At 70.5% G+C, this 21367-nt stretch carries 17 protein-coding genes; 14 read left to right on the top strand and 3 right to left on the bottom strand.

The genetic code is table 11. From position 1 onward, the window contains the following. The first annotated feature begins 50 nt into the window (after positions 1-50). From ACZ5KW_RS04485 to ACZ5KW_RS04475, 3 genes are all read left to right on the top strand, one after another. Positions 51-1250 carry a CBS domain-containing protein gene (locus ACZ5KW_RS04485; protein ID WP_343776076.1) on the top strand — a complete coding sequence of 400 codons (1200 nt, stop codon included), beginning with the start codon at positions 51-53 and terminating at the stop codon, positions 1248-1250. A 76-nt stretch (positions 1251-1326) separates the two neighbouring features. Next, positions 1327-3375 (top strand): DUF460 domain-containing protein, encoded by a 2049-nt coding sequence (locus tag ACZ5KW_RS04480; protein ID WP_343776078.1) that lies wholly within the window; start codon positions 1327-1329, stop codon positions 3373-3375. Positions 3376-3464: 89 nt separating this feature from the next. Next, a complete protein-coding gene (locus ACZ5KW_RS04475) occupies positions 3465-4451 on the top strand; it encodes a tyrosine--tRNA ligase (protein WP_343776080.1) in 987 nt (328 codons plus the stop codon). 8 nt (positions 4452-4459) lie between these two features. Here the strand turns inward: ACZ5KW_RS04475 and ACZ5KW_RS04470 are convergent, their stop codons facing one another. Next, positions 4460-5227 (bottom strand): topoisomerase DNA-binding C4 zinc finger domain-containing protein, encoded by a 768-nt coding sequence (locus ACZ5KW_RS04470; RefSeq protein WP_343776082.1) that lies wholly within the window; start codon positions 5225-5227, stop codon positions 4460-4462. Between the two features lie 131 nt (positions 5228-5358). On the opposite strand from ACZ5KW_RS04470, the gene ACZ5KW_RS04465 reads away from it, so the two are divergent. Then, a complete protein-coding gene (locus ACZ5KW_RS04465; RefSeq protein ID WP_343776084.1) occupies positions 5359-6708 on the top strand; it encodes a putative ATP-dependent zinc protease in 1350 nt (449 codons plus the stop codon). Position 6709: 1 nt separating this feature from the next. Here ACZ5KW_RS04465 and ACZ5KW_RS04460 read toward each other — a convergent pair whose 3' ends face one another. Then, complete coding sequence (locus tag ACZ5KW_RS04460; RefSeq protein WP_343776086.1) at positions 6710-9052, bottom strand: DEAD/DEAH box helicase; 2343 nt, start codon at positions 9050-9052, stop codon at positions 6710-6712. Between the two features lie 202 nt (positions 9053-9254). Here ACZ5KW_RS04460 and ACZ5KW_RS04455 point away from each other — a divergent pair, with 202 nt between their 5' ends. The 8 genes from ACZ5KW_RS04455 to ACZ5KW_RS04420 all read left to right on the top strand — a co-directional run bounded on the left by ACZ5KW_RS04455 (position 9255) and on the right by ACZ5KW_RS04420 (position 17566). Then, the gene (locus tag ACZ5KW_RS04455) at positions 9255-9617 is read left to right on the top strand and encodes a TRAM domain-containing protein (RefSeq protein WP_343776087.1); all 363 of its coding nucleotides are present in this window, start codon (positions 9255-9257) and stop codon (positions 9615-9617) included. Between the two features lie 90 nt (positions 9618-9707). Beyond that, positions 9708-13748, top strand: a complete 4041-nt coding sequence (locus ACZ5KW_RS04450; RefSeq protein ID WP_343776089.1) for an LAGLIDADG family homing endonuclease — start codon at positions 9708-9710, stop codon at positions 13746-13748. Beyond that, entirely contained in the window at positions 13749-14072 is a 324-nt protein-coding gene (locus tag ACZ5KW_RS04445; RefSeq protein ID WP_343776091.1) for a DUF7854 family protein, read from the top strand. 99 nt (positions 14073-14171) lie between these two features. Beyond that, positions 14172-14510 carry a DUF7855 family protein gene (locus tag ACZ5KW_RS04440; protein WP_343776094.1) on the top strand — a complete coding sequence of 113 codons (339 nt, stop codon included), beginning with the start codon at positions 14172-14174 and terminating at the stop codon, positions 14508-14510. Further along, entirely contained in the window at positions 14507-15334 is an 828-nt protein-coding gene (locus ACZ5KW_RS04435) for a DUF7856 family protein (protein ID WP_425544599.1), read from the top strand. Before ACZ5KW_RS04440 ends, ACZ5KW_RS04435 begins: the two co-directional genes overlap by 4 nt. A 58-nt stretch (positions 15335-15392) precedes the next feature. Beyond that, entirely contained in the window at positions 15393-16175 is a 783-nt protein-coding gene (locus ACZ5KW_RS04430) for a DUF7857 domain-containing protein (RefSeq protein ID WP_343776095.1), read from the top strand. Further along, positions 16172-16822: a nucleotide-binding protein gene (locus ACZ5KW_RS04425; RefSeq protein WP_343776096.1), complete on the top strand. Its 651-nt coding sequence runs from the start codon at positions 16172-16174 to the stop codon at positions 16820-16822. Before ACZ5KW_RS04430 ends, ACZ5KW_RS04425 begins: the two co-directional genes overlap by 4 nt. Positions 16823-16885: 63 nt before the next feature. Continuing rightward, on the top strand, positions 16886-17566 hold the full coding sequence (locus ACZ5KW_RS04420; RefSeq protein WP_343776097.1) for a peptidase: 681 nt from the start codon (positions 16886-16888) through the stop codon (positions 17564-17566). A gap of 46 nt (positions 17567-17612) precedes the next feature. On the opposite strand, the gene ACZ5KW_RS04415 is transcribed toward ACZ5KW_RS04420, so the two are convergent. Beyond that, positions 17613-17921: a HalOD1 output domain-containing protein gene (locus tag ACZ5KW_RS04415; RefSeq protein WP_343776099.1), complete on the bottom strand. Its 309-nt coding sequence runs from the start codon at positions 17919-17921 to the stop codon at positions 17613-17615. A gap of 122 nt (positions 17922-18043) precedes the next feature. Here ACZ5KW_RS04415 and pheS point away from each other — a divergent pair, with 122 nt between their 5' ends. Further along, complete coding sequence (gene pheS / locus ACZ5KW_RS04410; RefSeq protein WP_343776101.1) at positions 18044-19552, top strand: phenylalanine--tRNA ligase subunit alpha; 1509 nt, start codon at positions 18044-18046, stop codon at positions 19550-19552. Continuing rightward, positions 19552-21312, top strand: coding sequence for a phenylalanine--tRNA ligase subunit beta (gene pheT, locus ACZ5KW_RS04405; protein ID WP_343776102.1), 1761 nt, complete (start codon positions 19552-19554; stop codon positions 21310-21312). The genes pheS and pheT overlap by 1 nt, the downstream gene beginning before the upstream one ends. Positions 21313-21367: the final 55 nt, after the last annotated feature.

The following is a 21367-nucleotide window of genomic DNA, read 5'->3' as shown; positions in this document are numbered from 1 at the left end:
TCCGTGACGGTGCCCGTGTATTTAAGCGATCACCGACCGAACCGGTTGGCATGCGTGGAATCAAGATCGGGAGCGCGTTCGGCATTCCGATCAGGCTCAACTGGACGTTTCTGATCGTCTTACCGCTGTTCGCGTACCTCATCGGCGGGGAGGTGGGTACTATCGTGGAGGTGATGAACGAGGCAGGGGGGATCGGGATCGACGCGGCCGTGCTCGCGTCGGGGCCCGCGCCGTGGCTGCTCGGGCTGGCGGCCGCTATCGGGCTGTTCGTCGGCGTGTTGCTCCACGAGTTCGGGCACTCGCTGGTCGCGATGCGGTACGGGTACGAGATCGAGTCGATCACCCTGTGGCTGCTCGGCGGCCTCGCCAGCTTCAAAGAGTTCCCCGAAGACTGGAAACACGAGTTCTGGATCGCGATCGCCGGACCCCTGGTCAGCGTCGCGGTCGGGGTCGCGTGTTTCGGGGTCGTCTTCGTCCTGCCCGCCGGGACGGGGGGCTCCGTCGGAGTGAACGCCGCCCTCTTCGTCTTCGGCTACCTCGCGCTGTTGAACGTCGTCCTCGCCGTCTTCAACATGCTGCCCGCGTTCCCGATGGACGGCGGCCGGGTCCTCCGGGCGCTGCTCGCGCGGAACCAGCCGCACGCGCAGGCGACCCAGCGGGCCGCCTCCGTTGGGAAGGTGTTCGCGTTCCTGATGGGGATCATCGGGCTGTTCACCTTCCAGCTCCTGTTGATCGTGCTCGCCTTCTTCATTTACATCGCCGCCTCCGGCGAGGCCCAGCAGACGACGCTGAAGGCCGTCTTCGAGGACGTCACCGTCGGCGACGTGATGACCAGCCGCGAGGACCTCCACACGGTGAGCGAGGACACCTCCGTCGCCGAGCTGATGAATCGGATGTTCACGGAGCGTCACACCGGCTACCCCGTCCTCGACGGGGACGAACTCGTCGGGATGGTGACCTTAGAAGACGCGCGGTCGGTCCGCGACGTCGAGCGCGACGCCTACCGCGTCGACGACGTGATGGCGACCGACATCGTCGCCGTCGCCCCGAACGCCGACGCGTTGAGCGCGCTCCAGACGATGCAAGAGAGCGGGGTCGGTCGGCTCGCGGTCGTCGACGCCGACGGGGAGCTCGTCGGACTCATCTCGCGGTCGGACCTGATGACCGCGTTCAACATCATCCAGACCGGCGGGACGCCGGGCGTCATCAGCGGCCGCCAGGGGGTCGAGGACGGCCCCGGCGTGTTCTGACCGCTCGGCCGCTCGACGTCGGCCGACCGAACCCCCCGGCGTGGGGTATATACGCGGCAACGACCTACCTCGGCACGTGACAACCCGGACCATCCGCGCCCGCGACCGGCCGGTGTTCGGCGTCGACGTCCACAGCGGCGACGTCCGCGGCGACAGCCCCTCCTACGCGCTCGTCATTCTGGACCCCGTCGACGAGGACGACGAGGACGCCCCCGACGCCGACGGGCCGATGGCTCGGGTCACCCGCGACGTGGTCTCCTTCCGGAAGCTCTGCCGGCTGATCGACGACCGCGAACCCCTCTACGTCGCCACCGACAACGCCTACGAGCTGGCGGCCGACAAGGGGGAGCTCGTCGGGTTTCTCCGGTCGCTGCCCGACGGCACCCGACTGGTCCAGGTGACCGGCGCGGAGCGGCCGGAACCGCTCTCGCGGGTCGCCTCCCGACACGGGATCCCCTACGGCAAGAAACCGATGAAGGAGGCCGAGGCGTCGGCGCGGCTCGCGGCGGCCAACGTCGGCCACGAGGTGACCGCGTTCACCGACGAGACGACGGTGAAGGTGTCGCGGGGGCGCTCGACCGGAAAGGGCGGGTGGAGCCAGGACCGCTACACCCGCCGGATCCACGGCAACGTCAGGAAGCGGACGCGACAGGTCCAGTCGAAGCTCAAGGAGGCGAACCTCTCGTTCGAGCGCGACGTGACCGAGAAGTACGGCGGCTTCGCGAACGCGACGTTCACCGTCGAGGCGCGCCCGGAGGACATCCCCGTCTCGAACTCTCGGGCGGGCGACGTGCGCGTCGAGGTCGAGCGCGAGCGGCGCGACGGCATCGAGTACGAGCCGCTCGTGAAGCGGCGCGACCGCGTTATCGTCGGGATCGACCCCGGCACCACCACCGCGGCGGCCGTCGTCGGCCTCGACGGCACCGTCCACGCGCTGTACTCGTCGCGCACCGCCGACACCGCCGACGTGACGGCGTGGATCGTCGAGCAGGGGCGGCCGATCATCGTCGCCGCCGACGTGGAGCCGATGCCGGAGACCGTCGAGAAGTTCCGACGGTCGTTCGACGCCGCCGGCTGGCAGCCCACGACCGACCTCCCGGTCGACGAGAAGCTCCATCGGGCCCGAGAGGCGAACTACGCGAACGACCACGAGCGGGACGCGCTGGCGGCGGCGCTGTACGCCTACGACGACCACGAGGACCAGTTCGACCGGATCGCGGCGAAGACGCCGCCGCGGCTCGACCGCGAGGCGGTGATCGCCGGGGTCGTCGCGGGCGGCTCGTCGGTCGAGGCCGTCATCGAGGACCTCCGCGAGACCGACGACGGCGGGGGCGACGGGGGCGACGAGGACGAGCCCGACCCGACCGAGCCCGAGCGCACCGAGGAGGAGGAGACGATCCGGCGGCTCCGCGAGCGCGTCGACCGGCTGGAGTCGCACGCGGAGTCGCTGGAGGACGACCTCGACGAGCGCGACGAGCGGGTCGAAGAGCTGGAGTCGGAGCTAGAGGAGGCGAAACGCGAAGAGCGGATCGAGGCCCGCACGCGACGGGCGGTCTCGCGGCTGGAGCGCGAGACGGACCGGTTGGAACGCGAGCGCGACGAGGCGCAGGAACGCGTCGCCGACCTCGAACGAAAGGTGGAGACGCTGAAGGAGCTGTGGCGGCTCGACCACTCGAATTTCGGTGACGTCGCCGAGGGACGCGGGCTCGTCAGCGTGAAGGTCGTCGAGCAGTTCACGCTCGACGCCCTCGACGCGGCCGACGAGGCGTACGGGCTCGTCGCGGGCGACGTCGTCTACCTCAGAGACCCGTCGGGCGCCGGCCGCCGGACCGCGGAGCGGCTCGCCGAGACGGAGCCGCGGGCGGTGATCCGCGACGAGGGGAACCTCTCGGACGTGGCCGACGAGGTGCTGTTCGAACGCGGAGTCCCGGTGGTCCCGGCCGACGCGGTGCCGATCCGAGAGGTCGACGAGCTGGCGGTCGCGAACGAGGACGACCTCGCCGACGCCGTCGCCGACTGGGAGGAGCGCGCCGAGCAGCGTCGCCGCGACGAGAAGGCCGAGCGGATCGACCGGATCATCTCGGAACACCGCGCGGGCCGCACGCTCCCCGAGACGGAGGAGTGAGCGGCGAGCGGGGCCGGGGCGGCGGCGCTCCGCGTGAGTCGTCGGCACGCATCCAGAAGTCATATGTCCGGTAACGCACACTCGGAGGTATGGACGCTCACGAGCTGATCACCCGGAACGCGGCCGAGGTGGTCACCGAGGCGGAGATCGAGGCGCTGGCCGACGACCCCGAGGGCAAGCGGGCGTACGTCGGCTACGAGCCCTCGGGCGTGCTCCACATCGGTCACATGCTCACCGCGAACAAGCTCATCGACCTCCAGGAGGCGGGCTTCGAGGTGACGGTCCTCCTCGCCGACGTTCACGCGTACCTCAACGACAAGGGCTCGTTCGAGGAGATCCGCCACACCGCAGAGCGGATGCGCGACCAGTTCATCGCGTACGGGCTCGACGAGTCGAACACGCAGTTCGTGCTCGGCTCCGACTTCCAGCTCGACGACGACTACACGCTCGACCTCCACGCCTTGGAGCTGGAGACGACGCTCGCGCGGGCGGAGCGGGCGATGGCCGAGATCAGCTCGGGCGACTCGGTGAAGGTGTCGCAGGCCGTCTACCCGCTGATGCAGGCGCTCGACATCCCGTACCTCGGCGTCGACCTCGCGGTCGGCGGGATGGAACAGCGCAAGGTCCACATGCTCGCTCGCGACGTGTTACCGAGCATCGAGCGCGAGCCGCCGACGAGCCTCCACACGCCGCTGATCGCCGACCTCGGCACCGGCCGCGGGAAGATGTCCTCCAGCGAGGGCGTCACCATCTCGATGGAGGACTCGCGCGAAGACATCGAGTCGAAGGTGAACGACGCCTACTGCCCGCCGACCGCGGACCCCGAACCGACCGAGGACGGCGCCGACCGCGAGAACCCCGTCCTCCAGGTGTTCGAGTACCACGTGTTCCCCCGGTTCGACTCCGTCGTCGTCGAGCGGCCCGAGGAGTACGGCGGCGACTTAGAGTACGACGACTACGAGGCCCTCGAAGCGGAGTTGGAGTCCGGCGAGCTCCACCCCGCGGACGCGAAGGGGGCGCTCGCCGAGTACCTCGACCGCCTCATCGCGCCGGGGCGCCAGCAGCTCGCCGAGTAGGCCGGTCGCTACTCGGAGTTCGCTTTTCGCTGCGTCGCGTGACTGCCGGCCGGGCAGCTCCCGTCCAGACAGCTCCGTCCGGCGGCCGTCTCGAAGACCGGGAGCCCGCAGTCGCACTCGTCGACGACGACGCCCGCCGGGAACGAGAACGTCGTCTCGCAGCCGGGGTAGTTCTCGCAGCCGAGGTAGACGCGGCCGGGCGCGGAGCGGACGGCGAGGTCGCCCTCGCAGTCGGGACAGTCCCAGACCGCGTCGAACCGGTCGCTGACGGCGTCTTCCATCGGGTCGCAGGCGGGGTCGAGACAGAGGTGGAACGGCTCGCCGCGCTCGACGCGGATCTTCGGCAGCCCGCAGTCGTCGCAGGTCGCGTCCGTGACGCTCGCCCCCGCGGGCAGTCCCCGCCGCGTCTCGCAGTCGAGACAGACCACGTCGCCGCGCGAGCGCACGAGCGGCCCGCCGTCGTCGGGACAGGTACCGACCGGCGTGCCCGCCTCGGTGACGGGGAGCGCCCGGCTCGCTGTCGCCTCCTCTGCGACGACGCGGAGCCGCCGGGAGCCGTCGCGGGCGGTGACGGTGAACCCCTCTTCGTCGCCCTCGACGACGACGCTCTCGGGGCGCGTGAGCCACGCGACCGGCTGGTAGCCGTCGGCGTCGTGGACGAGCGTGGTGTCGTCGGGCTTGATGAGGACCACGACGCGCCCGCGGTGGGTGCGCGTTCGGTCGCCGCGGTCGGTCACCTGACAGTCGCCTGCGAGTACGCGGAGTCGTTGCGGCATAGGGCGGGTTGCCCCGTTCTCCCGTTTAAGCGGTCGGCGGTGAGCCGCTCCGCGCGGCCGGGCGGCCGATCGCGCTCTTTACGGCGGGTATTGTGTGGTTAACTTAGCAAGATCGCTCTGGGAGGGCAGATATGAGGGAGGGATCTGATTCGGACCCGTCGGTGACGGCCGACGGAGCGTCCCCCGTTCGGGTGGGCGTGTTGAGTTTCCACAACAGCAAAGAGACCAAAGCGATCCTCAACGCCGTCCGGGCGTTGGGCCACGAGCCGGTCTGGCTCCGCGAGGAGAACACCAGGTCGTGGATCGAAGACGAGCGTCTCCGATTCGACCCCGACGTGGAGGTCGTCGCGAACCGACTGCTGATGACGAAGGCCGCCGAGCCGTTGGACGACCTCGGGATCGCGACGGCGTACGCCGCGTCCCGCGCGGTGTTGAACCCGCCCGAGGTCGTCGTCCGAGCGCTTCACAAGTACGGGACCGCGGCGAGACTCGCGACGGCGGGGATTCCGGTTCCGGACGCGTACATCGCATTCAGCCGACGAACGATCAACGAGGGGAGCCGCCTCACGAGCGAGAAGGCGGTCCACAAGTCCGCGATCGGGACGAACGGGAATCGGATGGCGATCGTGGGCGCGGACGATACCGTCGCTCCGCATATCGCTCGCCGTCGGGCGTTTTTACAGGAGTTTATCGACACCGGCACCGAGCGGCCGTTCGACGTCCGCGCGTACGTCGTCGGCGACCGCGTCGTCGGCGCGATGAAACGGTACGCGCCGTCGGACGAGTGGCGGACGAACGTCGCCGTCGGCGGCGAGGTCGAAGATTTCACCGCCGACTTGCCCGAGGAGGCGGCGCGGCTCTCACGAGAGGCGGCCGACGTGCTCGGCCTCGACTACGCCGGCGTCGACCTGTTGTGTCGCGACGGCACCTGGTACGTACTTGAGGTGAACGTGACGGCGGGATTCAAGGGGCTCTTCGAGGCGACGGGGATCAGTCCGGCACCGTCCATCGCCGCGCTCGCCATCGAGCGGGGCGGCGGCAGCGTCGACCGCGATCGCGTCACGTCCCTCGCGTCGGTTCTGGACGATTCGGTCCCCGACTGTAAGCCCTCGATCGATCCGGAGCCGGAGGAGTCGATGACGATCGGCTACACCGAAGCTGTGACGGTGAGCGCGGGCCGGCGGGCGGTCGACGTGGTCGCCAAGTCGGACACCGGCGCCCGGCGGACGAGCATCGACTTCGACGTCGCCGCCGAGACCGGCGCCGGGCCGATACTCAAGACGGTCCGCGTGAAGTCCGGATCACAGCGGAAGCGACAGCGGCGCCCGCTCGTCGAGATCGACGTGAAGATCGGGAGCCGCTGGCAGACCGTGACCGCGAGCGTCGAGAACCGGAGTCACATGAACTATCCCGTGCTGCTCGGGCGGGACGTTCTCGACGGGTACCACGTGGACGTCACGAAGCGGGAGCGCGAGGAGTGACCTACTCGACCCTGACCGTCCGCGCCGCCCGGACGGGCAGGAGCGGCAGGTCGGGGAAGCTGACCTCGACGACGAACTCCAGTTCGTCGGCGTCCGGCGGCCCGAACACGCCGACCGGGACCGTCGCCTCCCCGTCGAGGTACGTCGTCGTCGCGCTCATCTCCACGTCGTTGACCGTGACGCGGATCCCGGCGCGGGCGCTCCCGGAGACGGCGGCGACGCCGACCTCGCACATCTCGTTTTCGCCGACCGCGATGGCCTCGGGGAAGTCCCCCCAGTCGACGTCGACCCGCGGGCAGTCGCGGGCGGCGTCGACGACCCGCTCGGCGACGGAGTCGCTCATGCCGGCGCCGGAGAGCGTCTCGGGGCCGCCGTCGACGACGTCGACGGGTGAGGTGAGGTCGGCGTCCGCGAGGCGCTCGGCGCGCCCGGAGCCGACCCCCTCGATCGCCGTGAGCGCGACCGCCTCGCGGGAGACGCCGTGTTCGACGCGCGCCTCGACGCGGCGGGCGAGGTTGGCGGCGCGCGGGCCGGCGAAGCGGTCGAGGAACTCGGCGAGCGCGGCCAGCAGGCGGAGCGCGTTCTGTCGGATCACCCACGCGTCCGAGCGCAGGTCGCTCGGGATGGAGTCGTTCATCCCGGCGAGCAGGATGGCGAACACCTTGCGGTGGCCGTCTTCGAGGTCGGTGTCGCGGCCGTCGAGGATCCGGTCGATCGCGTCCGACTCGGCCGAGCGCGCCGAGACCGAGTCGAACTCGCCGGCGGCCGCGACCGTCTCCAACACCGAGTCGACCGCCATGGAGTCCCGGTCGGCGAGCGCGCGGAACCGGCGGGCGGTGTCGAGCCGCATGTAGTACTTCGATGCGAGTCGCCCCAGCGCGGTCGGTTCGATCGCGAGGTCGTCGTCGGCCGCGACGAACCCGTCGTCGACGAGCGATTCGAGCGTGTCGCGGACGCGGTCGCGCAGCGTGGAGAAGTCGTACTGCTCCGGCTGCGACGCCGCGCGGACGTAGTAGAAGGTGGTCTCTAACCACGCCATCACGTCCTCTAACCCGCGGATCGTCCCCATCGCGATCTCGGCGTTGAGGTGCGACTCCAGTTCGGCCGCCAGTCGAGATTCGATCGCTTTGCCCTCGCGGAGCAGTTTCCGGTACTTGTCGGCGTCCGCGCGGTCACAGACCACCCAGCCGTACCCCACGTCGTCGTACTCCGGGCGGCCGGCGCGGCCGAGCATCTGGAGCACGTCCAACGGCGAGATGTCCGTCTCTCCCTCCAGCGGGTCGTGGTACTTCGTGTCGCGGATGACGACGCAGCGCGCCGGGAGGTTCACCCCCCACGCGAGCGTCGACGTCGAGAAGAGGAACTTGATCTTCCCCTGTTTGAACCACTCCTCGACGCGGTCGCGGTCGTCTTTCCCGAGGCCGGCGTGATGGAAGCCGACGCCGTCGGTGACCGACTGACGGAGCGTGTCGTTCGTCAGCTCCGTGGCCTCGTTGTGGAAGTCGTAGTCGTCCCGCGAGTCGATCGGGATGTCGCGCTCCGTGATCTCGTCGCGCGCCTTCTTGGCGGCCTGGACCGTGTCCTGTCGGGAGGAGACGAAGACGAGCGCCTGCCCGTCTTCCCGGACGTGCGGCTCGGCTAAGTCGAGCGCGCGGTAGAGCCGGCGGTACTTGTCGGCGAACGCGTTCGAGCCGTGCGAGTACGTCTTCACGCCGGTCTCTAAGTCGACGGGGCGGTACTCGTCCCCGAACGCGTACGTCGTCTCCGCGGGCGCGTCGAGCCACTCGGCCACGTCGTCGATGTTCGGCATCGTCGCCGAGAGCGCGACGACGCGCGGGTCCTGGAGCCGGCGGAGCCGCGAGACGGTGACCTCCAGCACGGCGCCGCGCTTCTCGGAGTCGAGCAGGTGGACCTCGTCGATGACGACGCAGTCCACGTCGGTGATGAACGAGTAGCGCGCCGAGTCGTGTTTCCGCGTCGCGCTGTCCGCCTTCTCCGGGGTCGTCACCAGCACGTCCGCGCGCTCGGCGCGGCGGGGGTTCAGGTCGCGCTCGCCGGAGACGACGTAGACGGAGTAGCCCAGCTCCTCGAACCGCTCCCACTCGCTCTCCTTCTCGTTGGTGAGCGCGCGCAGGGGCGCGACGAACAGGGCGGTCCCGCCCTCGGAGAGGGTCTTACAGATCGCGAGCTCGGCGAGCGCCGTCTTCCCGGAGGCCGTCGGCGCCGACGCGACGACGTTGTGGTCGGTCTCGAGAATGCCCGGCAGCGCCTCGCGTTGCATCCGATTGAACTCCTCGAACCCGAAGGCGTCGGCGAACTCCGGCACCGCGTCCGCGACCTTCACGGCACACCACACCCGTGTGCGAGTCGTCGGGAACCGCGGCTGTGTCGCATCGGATCGACGGGAGGGCCTCGGGGGCAAAGGCGTTTCTCATACGGGCGGGACGGGGCGGCCGTGCGCGGCGTGGCGCTCGCGACGGCGGTCGGCGGCGATCGCGCCGTCGGAGACCCCCACCGTTTAGGTGACCGCGACCGACCGAACGGGTATGCTTCCCTCGTCGCCGGTCGTGATCGGTGTCGCCGTCGCGGTCGCGCTGCTCGCGCTGTTCGTGCTCGTCCGCCGGCTCCGCGGCCCGTCGGCCGAGGCGCGCGAGTCGAAGCGCGCTCACGAGGCCGCCCAGAAGCGCGACGCGCCCGTCGAGATCGGCGAGACCTACGAGTTCGGCGTGACGGAGCTCACCGACCACCACTCCGGGGACGAGGTCGCCGTCGGGAAAGTCGAGGGGTTCGTCGTGTTCACCGAGGACGTCCCCGGCGGCCTCGAGCCGGGCGACGTGATCCGCGCGAAGGTGCTATCCTTCAACGAGGGGCGAACCTCCGCCGACGCGACCTTCGTCGGACGGGCGTAGGCCGAGCGGACGGAGACGCGCGGTCACCGCCCGGACCACTTCCTCGCCGAACCGGAGGTTCATACGTGATGCCGACGAAGTGGTGTCGCAATGGCTCAGGCCGGCACCCAGGACCTCACGGAGCGGTTCATTCAGTTCTACCGTAACTACTACCGCGAGGAGATCGGACAGCTCGCCCAGCGGTACCCCAACGAGCAGCGCTCGCTGTACGTCTCCTACGACGATCTCTTTCAGTTCGACCGCGACCTCGCCGAGGACTTCCAGAGCAAGCCGGACCAGATGCGCGAGTACGCCGAGGAGGCGCTGCGGCTCTACGACCTCCCCGCGGACGTCAATCTCGGCCGCGCACACGTCCGCATCGAGGACCTCCCCGACAGCGTCGACATCCGCGGCATCCGCGTCCACGACGACCACATCGGCAAGCTGGTCTCGGTCCAGGGCATCGTCCGGAAGGCCACCGACGTGCGCCCGAAGGTGACCGAGGCCGCCTTCGAGTGCCAGCGCTGCGGCACGATGACGTATATCCCGCAGTCCGACGGCGGCTTTCAGGAGCCACACGAGTGCCAAGGCTGTGAGCGACAGGGTCCCTTCCGCGTCAACTTCGATCAGTCCGAGTTCGTCGACTCCCAGAAGCTCCGCATCCAGGAGTCCCCCGAGGGCCTGCGCGGCGGCGAGACGCCCCAGTCGCTCGACGTGGACATCGTCGACGACATCACGGGAGAGGTGAGCCCCGGCGACCACGTCACCTGCGTCGGCGTCCTCCACATCGAGCAGGTCGAGCAGGGCAACGAGAAGTCCGCCATCTTCGACCTGTACATGGACGGCGTCTCCATCTCCATCGAGGACGAGGAGTTCGAGGACATGGACATCACGGAGGCGGACAAACGCGACATCATCGAGCTCTCCGAGCGCGACGACATCTACGAGGCGATGGTCGGCTCCATCGCCCCGGCCATCTACGGCTACGAGGAGGAGAAGCTCGCGATGATCCTCCAGCTGTTCTCCGGCGTCACCAAACACCTCCCCGACGGCTCCCGGATCCGCGGCGACCTCCACATGCTCCTTATTGGCGACCCCGGAACCGGTAAATCTCAGATGATTTCGTACGTAGAAAACATCGCGCCCCGTTCGGTGTACACCTCCGGGAAGGGGTCGTCCGCGGCGGGGCTCACGGCCGCCGCCGTCCGCGACGACTTCGGTGACGGCCAGCAGTGGTCGCTCGAAGCCGGCGCGCTCGTCCTCGCCGACAAGGGGATCGCCGCAGTCGACGAGCTGGATAAGATGGACTGCGTCACGGGCGACACGCTGGTCTCGCTCGCCGACGGCCGCGTCGAGCGCATCGACGAACTGGCGCGAGAGGCGGCCGAGGACGGCGACATCGAAGACCTCTCGAACGGTCGCCGCGTCCACGACGTCGACCTCGACGTCTGGTCGATGGACGAAGACGGGAACCTCGTGGAGCGGTCCGTCTCCGCGGTGCACGAGTACGACGCGCCGTCGGAGCTGACCCGGGTCACGACGGAGACGGGCGAGTCGCTGACCGCGACCGCCGACCACCCGTTTTTCGTCCTCGATGACGGGGAGCGCGTCGAGCGCGAGGCGGCCGCGCTCGACGACGGCGACTGGGTGTACGTCCCACGAAGGCTTCCGACGAAGGCGGCGGACGGCGGAGCGGTAGCCGCGAGCGGCGGGAGTGGGCCAGCGGCCGAGCCCGTCGATGGGGAGGACGTCGACGCCGCCACGGCGAGCGTCATCGGGTACCTCTCCGGCGACGGGAACGTCTTCTACGACCGCGACGAAGGCGTCTACGGCGTCCGGTTCACCAACGCGGACGAGGAACTGCTGGACGACTTCGAGCGCGCGGCGCGGGCGGCGTTCGACGCGGAGCCAGTGCGACCGCCGAGCGAACAGCGCGACGACGGCGTCGAGACGGTCCGCGTCACCGGGAAGGAACACGCCGACGCCGTCCTCGACGCTGGGATGAACCTCGGTCGGTACGACGAGAAGTGCTTCCCGACCGCCGTCTCGACCGGAAGCCGCGCGGCGAAGGCCGCGTTCGTCCGGGCGCTCGCCGACAGCGAGGGGCACGTCGACGAGTCGGCCGGCAACGTTCGGATCGCGTCTGCGAGCCGAGACCTGCTGAATGGCGCGCGGAACCTCCTCTTAGGGTTCGGCGTGTCGAGCCAGCTCCAGCACCGCGAGCGGGACGGGGGCCGCGACGTGTACTACCTCGCGGTGACCGACGCCGACTCGCTCGCGGCGTTCCGGCGGTACGTCGGGTTCACGGCCACGCGAAAGGCGGAGGCGCTCGACCGCGTCGTCGACGCGGCCGGCGGCGGTCGCACGATCCTCGACGTGGTCCCGGAGGTCGACGACGTGCTCGCGCGGTGTCGCGACTCCCTCCGGCTTCACCAGCGCGAGTGCGGCGTGAATCCGGTCACCTATCACGACTTCGAGAGCGGGGCCGCGAACGTCTCGCTCCACCGCGCCGAGCGGATATTCGCGGCGTTCGAGGAACGCCGGGAGCGCGCGGCCGACGACGTCGGCCCGCTCGACGCGGGCCCGACGTGGGAGGCGCTCTCGGAACTGCGGCACCGATACCACGTCTCGCAGTCCGAGTTGGCCGATGGGACGACGCTGTCACAGCAACGTATTTCCGGCGGGTGGGGCGAAAGCGAGGAAGTCCGCCGGACGGTGACGGACCGGCTCCGGGAGGTGCTGACCGAAGTTGCGGCGACCGACCTCGGGGACCTCCGCGAGTTCGTCCGCGGCGACGTGAAGTGGCGACAGGTCGAGTCGGTCGAGACGGTGCCGCCGGAATCGACCGAACACCGCGGCGAGGTGCTCCGGCAGCGCCTCGCCGACGTCATCGGGGGACCGGTTGAGACGGCCGAACAACGCGCTCGCGACCTGCTCGACCCCGGTCCGGTCAGCGAGACGCGGGCGGAGCTGTCGGCGGCGCTCGACGCGTACGGGATCAGTCAGGCGGACGTGGCGTCGAGACTGGACGTGACGCAGGCGACCGTGTCGCGCTGGCTGTCCGGCGCCGTCGAAACGGATCGGCTCGACGACGTGCGCGAGGCCGTCGCCGAGGAGGTCGACGCCGTCGAAGCGGAACTGCGGTCCATACTGACACGGATCGACGACGGGGAGCGGCCGCGGGTGTACGATCTGACGGTCGAAGGGACGCACAACTTCGTCGCGAACGGGCTCGTCGTTCACAACTCCTCGGACCGCTCCGCGATGCACGAGGGGCTCGAACAGCAGAAAATCTCCGTCTCGAAGGCGGGGATCAACGCGACGCTGAAGGCGCGGTGTTCCCTGCTCGGCGCGGCGAACCCGAAGTACGGCCGGTTCGACCAGTACGAGCCGATCGGCGAGCAGATCGACTTAGAGCCCGCGCTCATCTCGCGGTTCGACCTGATCTTCACGGTGACGGACAGCCCGGACGCGGAACACGACTCGCGGCTGGCGAAACACATCATCAAGACGAACTACGCCGGCGAGCTCAACACCCAGCGGGCGGAGGTCCCCTCCTCGGAGTTCACCGCCGAGGAGGTCGACGCGGTCACCCAGGAGGTGGCACCGGAGATCGACGCGGAGCTGCTTCGGAAGTACATCGCTCACGCGAAGCGCTCCTGTTTCCCGACGATGACGGACGAGGCGAAAGACATCATCGAGGAGTTCTACGTCGACCTCCGTTCGAAGGGGGCCGACGAGGACGCGCCGGTGCCGGTCACCGCGCGGAAGCTGGAGGCGATGGTGCGGCTCTCGGAGGCGAGCGCGCGGGTCCGCCTCTCGGACACCGTCGAGCGCGAGGACGCGGAGCGGGCGACCGACATCGTCGAGTCGTGTCTCAAGGACATCGGCGTCGACCCGGAGACCGGGCAGTTCGACGCCGACGTGGTCGAGACGGGCACCTCGAAGAGCCAGCGCGACCGCATCAAGAACATCAAGGGGCTCATCGCGGACGTCGAAGAGGAGTACGAGCAGGGCGCGCCCGTCGACGAGGTGCTCGACCGCGCGGGCGAGATCGGGATGGACCCCGGGAAGGCGGAACAGGAGATCGAGAAGCTCCGCACGAAAGGCGAAGTGTACGAGCCCAAGCAGGGGCACCTCCGGACGACGTAGATGGACCGCATCTCCGCGATACGGAACGTCGAAGACGCCCTCCGCGAGTTCGAGAACGGGGACGCGGACCTCGCCGCGACCGAGCGGCGCGTCGCGGCCGTGCTCCGGACGTACGCCACCGAGTTCGACGGCGACGACGACGTGTTCCGTGCGGTCGGCGACGACGCCGTCGACGGCACGGTCGTCGTCGCCCCCTCCGAGCCGGCGGCGCGCGAGCGCGTCCTCGCGGTGAGCGGCGTCGATTCGGACGAGGGTCACCCGAGCGACGGCGAGAACGGAGAGGATGACCCGGAATCCCTCGAATTCGACGTTGATCGGGTCTGAGCGTCGACTCCGGTCGCGCGTGGCGTCGGAGCGTCGCTGAACGCGACTGAAACGTTCGGGTCCGGAACCGATAAATTCCGAAATCGACCACCGGCGGGCGTGTTGTTGGTCGTGACCTACTCGGCGGCCGCCCGAACCGGTCTTCGAAACCTGTGTCGCCGCCACGAGTCGGTCGTCGCGCGGCGGTTCGGTCGCGCCGCGCTGTTCGACGAGACGGAGTACGCCGCGTTCCTCGCCCTGCGGCTGCGGGAGTCACACGGCGGGGACGTTCAGATCGAGCGCACCGAGCCGTTCAACGAGTTCGTCGCCGTCGAGCCGGCGGTCCGCGAGGCAGCCGCGGCCTACGCGGACCGCTCCGCGAAGGCGACGCCGTACGCCGCCTTCGCCGCGGGCACCGATCACCCGGACCCGGAGGCGATGCGCGACCGGGAGCTGTGACCGGGGACGCGTCGACGCCGGGTGATTCGAACGCGGACCGAGACGAGGGCTTGACTCCCGCCCGAGTGCCCCCGGAACCGAGCGAGGTGATCGGCCGGCTCCCGACCGACGCAGGGCTCCGACGGCAGCTCGCGGCGGCCGCTCGTTCGCGGGGCCGAACCGCGTCGGTGGCGGCAGAGATCGTCGAGATCGAGGCGGAACTCGCGGACATCGACGTGAAGTCGGTGGACCTGACGGCGGCGCGGCGGCGAGTCGCGGAGGCGACGGGCGAGACCGAGCGGCTGAAAGAGCGGGTCGCGACGCTCCGCGGTGACGCGCGGGCGCGTCGCGCGGTCGACGCCGACGAGGAGGCCGCGCTCGACGAGTTAGAGTCCGCCGCCGCCGAGCTGTCGGCCGCACAGACTGAGGCGATCGCCGCCGAACAGGCGCTCGAACGCGCACGGGCCGAGGCGGCGCGCGCCCGCGACGAACGCCGGCGCCGACTGCGGCTCCGCGACCGGCTTCGGAACCGGCGGCGCGACGCTCGCCGCGAACTCGCCGCGTCGGTGTACCCGGAGTTCCGGGAGGCGCTCGCGGTCGTCCCGGGCGGGGATCCCGACGCGGCCGGCGACGACCCCGGCGCGTACGACGGCGATCCGATCGCCGCGTCGCTCGCTGCCGTGAGGGTCGCGGCGCTCGACGGCGCCGTCGAACTGCGCGGCGAGGCGGCGCGAGCGGTCGAGGCGTCGAAGCGGAACGCGAGGGCGCTGCTTCGAGCGAGTCCGGTCCGGGTGAGAGGCGAATCACTCGCGTCGGTCGGAGCCGGGAGATCCGACGGGCACTGAGATCGCGAACCGGACGTTTCGCCCGGACGTTTACGTACGATTCCGCGGGACCCGGCGCATGGAACTCGACTGGTCCGTCGACCGCGAGGGCGACGCGTCGCTCGTCGGCGTCAGAGTGCGCAACGACGAGGCGGTCCCGAGGCGAGTCCGGATCGAGAGCCGGCTGGACGGAGCGGTGCTCCCGCCGCGGCGCGGCGGCGTCCCCGAGGCGGGGTGGGACGCCGGAGGCGTGACGGCGGTGATCGATCCCGGCGAGCGCGAGACGTTCGGGTTCGCGACCCTTGCGGACCCGGTCGAGCCGCCGGTGGAGATCGCGGGCGTGGCGCCCGCGACGCCCGGGGCGGCTGACGGGCAGGCGGCGAGACAAGGCGAAACGGCCTCCGTTCAGACGGCGGTTCGAGACCTCGCGGACCACCGTCCGCCGCGTCGAGCCGTCGCTGGGGCGGAAGCGGTCGATCACGACGAACGCGGGTCGGACGGAGCCGATCCCGGACGCGACGAGGGCGACGGAGAGCGCGCGGAACCGGTCGGCGAGGGCGGTTCCGATCCGGTCGCGACCACGGAAGAGCGGCCGAACGCGGCGATTCCCGCCGAGATCGAGGCGTGGTTCGCTGCCGTCGAGGCGCGGATCGAACAGGCGGAGCGGCTGACGGGCGCGGACCTCGCGACGGCGACGGCGGTCGTCGAGGAGGCCGGTGGCCTCGACGCGATTGAGGGACTCGACGAGCGCGTCGCGGCCGACGCCGAGCGCCTGAAGGCGGTCCGCGACCGCGCCGCGGCGCTGGCCGAGCGCGCCGACGAGAGCGAGGTCCCGACCGAGGCGCTGGAGGCGCTGGCGTGATCCTCGCGGTGGCCGGCGGGAAGGGCGGCGTCGGGAAGACGACGCTCGCGTACAACGTCGCCGCCGAACTCGACGCGGCGGTCGTCGACGCCGACCTCGGGATGGCCGACCTGCCGAGCGGTCGCGGTCCCGACCTCCACGACGTGCTCGCCGGCGCCGCAGACCCGGCCGAGGCAGTCCGACCCGGACCGGTCGACGTCGTCCCCTGCGGACGGACGCTGGCCGGCGCGCGCGCAGCGGACCTGACGCGGCTGGCGGAGGCGGTCGAGGCGATCGAACGCGAGTTCGGGACCGTCGTCCTCGACTGTCCGGCCGGGCGGCGGGCGGACGCGGGCGTGCCGCTCGCGGTCGCGGACGCCTGTCTCCTCGTCGTCTCGCCGCGGGCGTTCGCGCTGGCAGACGCGATCCGGACCCGGGAGCTCGCCCGCGAACTCGACGCCGGGCTGGTCGGCTGCGCGGTCAACCGGGTGACTGAGCCTCCGCCGGTGGACGCGATCGGCGACGCGCTCGGGGCGCCCGTCGAGGTGGTGCCGGCCGACCCGCGCGTCGGTCGGTCGGTGGCGGCGGAGCGACCCGTCGCGGTCACTGCCCCCGACAGCGACGCCGCAACAGCCGTTCGGTCGCTGGCGCGCCGCGTCCCGGAGTGAGCGGACGGGCGAGGCGTCGCGACATCGCGTCCTTTTACCCGCCGCGACCCCTCGGCGAGAGCGATGCTCACGGTCGCGTTCGTCTTCGGAGTCGCCGTCGTCGCGGCGATCGCGGTCTCGGTCGGCCCGCTGTACGCGGCCGACAGGTTCCGCGACCTGCGGGACCCGACGCCCGCGGAGCGCGCGCAGATCGCGGCGCTGGCGGAGCCCGGCGGTCTCGACGTCGAGCGGATCGCGATCGAACCCGTCGGATCGGACGGTGACGGGAGCGAGAACGCCGGTCCCGCCGAGGTGTCCGTCCGGGGACCGCCCCGACGGCGGGTGTTGTTCCTCACCGAGGACGTGCTCACCGGCCTCGACGAGGACGTCGCGATCGGCCTGTTCGCGGCGGAGGCCGGCCGAGTGGCGACGTACTACGCCGAGTTCCGGGCGGTCGCCGTCGGCGGCGTGTTGGCGGCGCTGGCGGCGGTCGTGACGACGCTCGTCCCGTTCGAAGCGGGATTCCTGACAGTGATCAGCGTCGGCCTCGTCTCCTTCTGGGCCGGCCGGCGGGTCCAGTACGCGGCTGACGCCCGCGCCGCGGACGCGGTCGGCGCCGACCACGTCGCCGACGCGTTCGAGCGCGTCGCGGAGCGCCGCGGCGTCGAGCCCCAGACCGGAGACTGGTCGACGTGGTTCGAGGTCCAGCCGCCGCTCGGCGACCGAATCGCGCGGCTCCGCGAGCGGACCGACGGGTCGGAGTGAGAGGAAAGAGCGGAGAGGGACGGAGTCGGTGGTGTCGGCCCGTGACTCAGCTCTGCGTCTGTCGGGCGACGGCGGAGTCGGGGCCGACGGTGACGTCGTAGCCCGCGACCGAAAGCGAGACGTCGACGTCGCTGTCGGGCCGGCCGGCGACGACGGCGTCTAGGGCGTCCGGGTCGACGTGGTCGTACAGCACCACGCCCTCTTCTTCGAGAAGGTCGGCGGGTTCGACCCCGGCGAGGTCGGCGATCGCTTCGACGACGGCGAGGCTGGGCGCGGGACCGTCGCCGCCGTGACGGACGCGGGCCGTCTCGGGTACCGAACCGGAATCGCTCGATCCGGCTGTTGCGCTGCTCATACATGCCGACACTCCGGCAGACCACATAAACTGGTCGTTCAGTTTATCAGAAGTGAGTCTCGGGCGGCGGCGCGGTCCCGGAACCGTTACCAACCAGCCGCACGCGTGTAGAGACAACTCGAATGCGACTCCCGAAACGACAGCTCGCGGTCCTCGAGGCCGCGAGCGCGACGGACGAGCGGACGGTAGCGGAGATCGCCGCCGAGACCGACACGAAGCCCGAAACGGTCGCCGGGGCGGCGTTCGACCTCGCGGACGAAGGGCTCGTCGAGGTCGGGTCGGTAACCGACGAGACGCTCGAACTCACCGACGAGGGGCGGACCTACGTCGACGCCGGGCTCCCCGAGACGCGGCTCTACCGGGCCGGGCTCGACGCCGGCGCCGGCGCCGAGCCGGTCTCGATGGGGGCCGTCATCGGCGAGGCCGACCTCGACGGTCCGGAGGTCGACATCGCGCTCGCGAACTTCGCGCGCAAGGGGTTCGGCACCGTCGAGAGCGGCGAGCTCTCGGTCGACCCCGACGCCGACCCGGACGGGGACGCGGAGGCGACGGCGCTCGCGGCGCTGGCCGGCAGCGGCGACCCCGGCGTCGACGAGGCGGTGCTCGACCAGTTGGACTCCCGCGGGCTCGTCGACCGCGGCGAGTCGGTCACGCGGACGGTTCGGCTCACCGACGACGGCGTCGACGCGCTGATGATGGGCGTCGAGGCGACCGAGACGGTGGGGGCGCTCACGCCGGAACTGCTCGCCAGCGGCGAGTGGCGCGACGTGGAGTTCGCCGAGTACAACGTCGAGGCCGAGGCGGAGACCGCTCGCGGCGGCCGCAAGCACGTGCTCCGCCGGACGGCGGACCGCGTGAAGGACGTGCTGGTCGGCATGGGCTTCCAGGAGATGGAGGGACCCCACGCTGACGCCGACTTCTGGATCAACGACTGCCTGTTCATGCCCCAAGACCACCCGGCGCGGACCCACTGGGACCGCTTCGCGCTCGACGTGGACCCGATGGAGTCGATCCCGGCGGAGCTGATCGACCGCGTCGAGGCGGCCCACCGCGACGGCTGGGGGGACGACGGCGACGGCTACCACTCCCCGTGGTCCGAGGACTTCGCTCGCGAGGTCGCCCTGCGCGGCCACACCACGTCGCTGTCGATGCGTTACCTCTCGGGGATCGCGGGCGCCGACCTGGAGCCGCCCCAGCGGTACTTCTCGGTCGAGAAGGTGTACCGGAACGACACCTTGGACCCCACGCACTTACTGGAGTTCTTCCAGATCGAAGGGTGGGTGATGGCGGAGGACCTGTCGGTGCGTGACCTCATGGGCACCTTCGAGGAGTTCTACCGGCAGTTCGGGATCACCGACATCCGGTTCAAGCCGCACTACAACCCCTACACCGAGCCCTCCTTCGAGCTGTTCGGCGAACACCCGGAGACTGGCGAGGAGATCGAGATCGGTAACTCCGGCGTCTTCCGCGAGGAGGTCACCGGCCCGCTCGGCGTCGACTGCGACGTGATGGCGTGGGGACTCGCCTTAGAGCGGCTCGCGATGTTGACCACGGGCGCGGAGGACATCCGCGACCTCCACGGGACCCTGGCCGACATCGACTTCCTGCGGAACGCGGAGGTGAGCTACTGATGCCCGTCGTCGACGTCGACCCCGACGAACTCCGCGAGCTCACCGGTCACGAGGACCTGTCGGACGACGACCTCAAGGCGGACCTGTTCGGGCTCGGCTTGGAGTTCGAAGGCGAGACCGAGGAGGGGCAGTACCAGTTCGAGTTCGCGCCCGACCGGCTCGACCGGCTCTCCGTCGAGGGCGTCGCGCGCTCACTGCGGTACCACTACGGCGACGCGCGCGGCGTGTACGTGCCGAACACGAACGACCCCGAGTGGACCATCGAGGTCGACGAGTCGGTGCCCGACGAGCGGCCGTACGTCACCGGGGCCGTGGTCCGCGGCGTCGACCTCGACGAGGCGGCGCTGGAGTCGCTGATCCAGCTCCAAGAGAAGCTCCACGCGACGATGGGGCGCGGCCGCGCGAAGGGCGCGATCGGGATCCACGACCTCGCGATGGTGAAGGGCGCGCCGCTCCAGGAGGGCGCGGAGCGCTCGATCACCTACCGCGGCGTCGACCCCGACGGCGCGCCGTTCGTGCCGCTGGACGCGAACGACGAGCTGACCCCCGCCGAGGTGCTCACCGAGCACGCCACGGGCGAGACCTACGCCGACCTCGTCGCCGACCTCGACCGCTACCCCGCGATCTACGACGAGCTGGGCCTGTTCTCGTTCCCGCCGGTCATCAACGGGAAGCGGACGGAGGTGACGACCGGCTCCCGGGAACTGCTCGTCGAGCTCACCGGCACCGACCAGTGGACGATCGACAAGATGTGTACGATCATCTGTTACGCCCTGTCGGCCCGCGGCGCGACGATCGAGGAGGTCGAGGTGAACTACGCCGACGGCGCGACGCACCCGAGCGAGTACGGGGCAGAACTCGTTCGTCCGAACCTCGACGTCGACGAGAAGTCGGTGGCACACGACCGGATCGAGACGCTGCTCGGGGTCGACTTCGAGCCCGAGGAGGTCGTCGACTGCTTCGAGCGCGCCGGGCTGGACGCGAGCTACACGCTCGGTGAGGACGTGACCTACGAGGTATCGATCCCGCCGTACCGCGTCGACGTGCTCCACCCGCTCGACCTCGTCGACGACGTGGGGCGGGCGTACGGGTTCGACAACTTGGAGCCGCGCTACCCGGACGTGGGCACCGTCGGCGGCCGCCACGAGCGCTCGCGGCTAGAGGACGCGGTCCGGACGAGCCTCGTCGGCCTCGGCTTCGAGGACCTGCTGAATTTCCACATGACGAGCGGCGAGGAGAACTACGAACGGATGCGCGTCGAGCCGGGCACCGGCGGCGCCGCGGTCGACGGCGCCGGCGTCTTCGGCGGCGGGGATCCGGTCGAGATCACGGAGCCGTACAGCGAGGAGTACACCCAACTGCGCAGCTGGGCGCTCCCGTCGCTCGTGATGCTGTTAGAGCGGAACACCCACAACGCCTACCCGCAGGACGTCGCCGAGGTCGGCTTCGTCGCCGAGCGCGACGGCGACGAGAACACGAGCGTCGCCGAATCGCGGCACGTGGCCGGGGCGGTCGCCCGCCGCGACGCCTCCTACGAGGTCGCGAAGGGCCGGCTACAGGCGCTCTGTAGCGACTTCGGCGTCGACGTGGAGACGCCCCCGACCGACCATCCCTCGTTCATCGATGGTCGCGTCGCGAGCGTCGTGATCGACGGCGAGCGCGCCGGCGTGATCGGCGAACTCCACCCCGCGGTGCTCGTCGAGCACGACCTGGAGGTGCCGGTCGCCGCCTTCGAGTTCGACCTCGACGCGCTCAACTGAGCGACCGCGGTGGAACGGCGGAGATCGGAACTTCCGTTCCGTCGGTTCTATCACG

The organism is Halorubrum ejinorense (assembly GCF_055389685.1).
Note: the sequence above shows the minus strand (reverse complement) of the source record. Positions and strands in the feature narration are given on the sequence as shown.